Raw genomic sequence first — 2,032 nt, 5'->3', positions numbered from 1 at the left:
TGGCCGGTCTGATCGAAACCCTGGCCGCTGCGCCGTACCATGGCCGCGCGGACATGCCGGAAATCGCCCGTTCGCTGCATCTGGAGGTGGACGATCTGTTCCCGGTCGCCGAAGTGCTGCAGCACCTGGGTTTTGCCGATGTGCGCGAAGGGGATATTTTCCTGACGCCGCCGGCACGCGTGTTCTCTGAATTCGGCACCCAGGAGCGCAAGATGATGTTCGCCGAGCATTTGCTGCGACATGTGCCGCTCGCCGCACGAATCAAGAAGGTGTTGAACGAACGGCCGGGGCATCGCGCGCCGCGCGTGCGCTTCGAGCAGGAGCTGGAGGATTTTCTGTCGGACAGCGCCGCGGAAGAGACGCTCGACGCAGTGATCAACTGGGGCCGTTATGGCGAGATCTTCTCGTACAACGACCAGACGGAAATTTTCAGTTTGGAAGACGTGGAGTCTTAAATCCGCGGTTGGCCAAGACGGCTTCAGGCAAAAAGCGACAGGGGAGACCCTGCCGCTTTTTTTATTGCAGATTGCCCCAGCGCTCGACCGCCGGTTCTGCCGACGCCCACTTCCAGCCCTTGTCCTGCTGGCACGCGCTCGCCGTGTACCAGGCTTCATGCGCGTTCGGGCCATCGCCGTCCTGTACTGAGAACACGAAATCCTTGCATAGCGCGAGCGCCGAGCTGAACGCGCGCGTCACGCGCACCTGGCCGTGGCCGTTCTCGATCGGTAGCGTGTGTTTGACCGCCCAGGGCCGCGTCTCGCCGACTGGCATTGCACCCGCCAGCGCCGCGATCATGTTCTGCTGATCGGTGTGCATGGTACGCATGTAGCGGCCGATGGCTTCGTCGGTCGCCGCCTGTACGGCGATACCGACGCCGATGCCGACTGCCGGGTTGGAAGTCACAAGGCCTGACGCGACACCGGCCGCGGCGCCGCTCGCCGCGCCGACCGACGAGCAGCCGCTCGTCAGCAGACTGGCGCCGACGCAGATCGCACCGGCCAGCACGAGTCGCAGCCGGTTGCCGGAAAGCGCTGCCGCAGACGTGCGCGGGACCAGGGCGGCACGCGCGCCATCGGCAAGACGTAGCTCGGACAGTGCGCGTTCATTCCGGGGACGCGGGGGTGACAGCGCCCTCATTGCAACGCGCCCCAGCGTTCGGTAGCGGGTTCGGCCGACGCCCATTTCCAGTTGTCGCCGTCACGGCAGATCGACGCGACGTAGAAGGCGCTGCTCGCCGGCACATTCTTGGTGGCGGTCTGATCGACCGAGAAGACGATTTCCTTGCAGTCGAGCGCGCCGGCGCTGATCGTGCGGCTAACGGTGACGCGGCCGTGTTCGTCGTCTTCGATCGGCACCGAGTGCGTTACGCTCCACGGTGCGATCGCACCGACTTCGAGCGGCCCGGCGATTTTGGCGATACCGTCCTGCGTATTCGTGTGCACCACGCGCTCCGAGTACTGCACGCCGGCGCGGGCCGCGGCCAACGCGCCGAGACCGATGCCGGTGGCGACCGCCGCGTTGCTGGTGACTTTGGCCGCGAGCGCGGCGCCTGCGATACCGGCGCCGGCGGTGGCACCTTCCGAATAGAGCGAGCTACAGCCGCTCAACGCCGACGTGATCGCTACTGCCAACGCGACGAGTGCCGTTGCACTGGGACGTTCGCGTTTATCCGCATTGGCTGTTTGTTTTGCCCATTTGGCCCACACCATACTTTTTTGCATTTCCCTGTCTCTGCTCCTGCGACTGCCTTTCGTTCACGCGAAGCAGATGTGTAAACGAGCGGCACGTCTTTCTCATTGCTGCACGATGCGCTGCCGCATTTTGCAGGATGCCATTTGTAATTGGCAGAGGGAAAGTGCAAGCAATTGCAAAAGATGGTGCGAGTCAAATCGGTTTCTGCTGGGTCGAAGCCGATTTGATTGGTGGTGCGAAGGGATTAATTATGAGATGAAAGGTGCGCAGAAAGGGGCATTTCAGCAGAAAGGAAATGCAAAGCAGGCGCGCAAGAGGGGTGCAAAAGGGGGTGCAAAAG

Annotated in this window: 3 protein-coding genes; 1 reads left to right on the top strand and 2 read right to left on the bottom strand. The window is 62.9% G+C overall.

Annotated elements, in window-relative coordinates; translation table 11 throughout:
* Nucleotides 1–455 (top strand): AAA-associated domain-containing protein (locus tag VFE81_RS01355; protein ID WP_325042874.1); only part of this gene is annotated, 455 nt, incomplete at its 5' end.
* A 61-nt stretch (nucleotides 456–516) separates the two neighbouring features.
* Here the strand turns inward: VFE81_RS01355 and VFE81_RS01350 are convergent.
* Together VFE81_RS01350 and VFE81_RS01345 are read right to left on the bottom strand one after the other, a co-directional pair.
* Complete coding sequence (locus tag VFE81_RS01350) at nucleotides 517–1,137, bottom strand: hypothetical protein (protein WP_325042873.1); 621 nt, start codon at nucleotides 1,135–1,137, stop codon at nucleotides 517–519.
* A complete protein-coding gene (locus tag VFE81_RS01345; protein ID WP_325042872.1) occupies nucleotides 1,134–1,721 on the bottom strand; it encodes a hypothetical protein in 588 nt (195 codons plus the stop codon). The genes VFE81_RS01350 and VFE81_RS01345 overlap by 4 nt, the downstream gene beginning before the upstream one ends.
* Between the last annotated feature and the right edge of the window lie 311 nt (nucleotides 1,722–2,032).

It is taken from the genome of Paraburkholderia sp. (assembly GCF_035656215.1).
Classification (GTDB): Bacteria; Pseudomonadota; Gammaproteobacteria; order Burkholderiales; family Burkholderiaceae; genus Paraburkholderia.
The sequence above is the reverse complement of the archived record's forward strand: the minus strand, read 5'-3'. Positions and strand labels throughout refer to the sequence as shown.

Coding starts and splice junctions, on each gene's coding strand:
- VFE81_RS01350 (WP_325042873.1), bottom strand. CDS start 1,137: ATGAGGGCGCTGTCACCCCCGCGTCCCCGGAATGAACGCGCACTGTCC.
- VFE81_RS01345 (WP_325042872.1), bottom strand. CDS start 1,721: ATGCAAAAAAGTATGGTGTGGGCCAAATGGGCAAAACAAACAGCCAAT.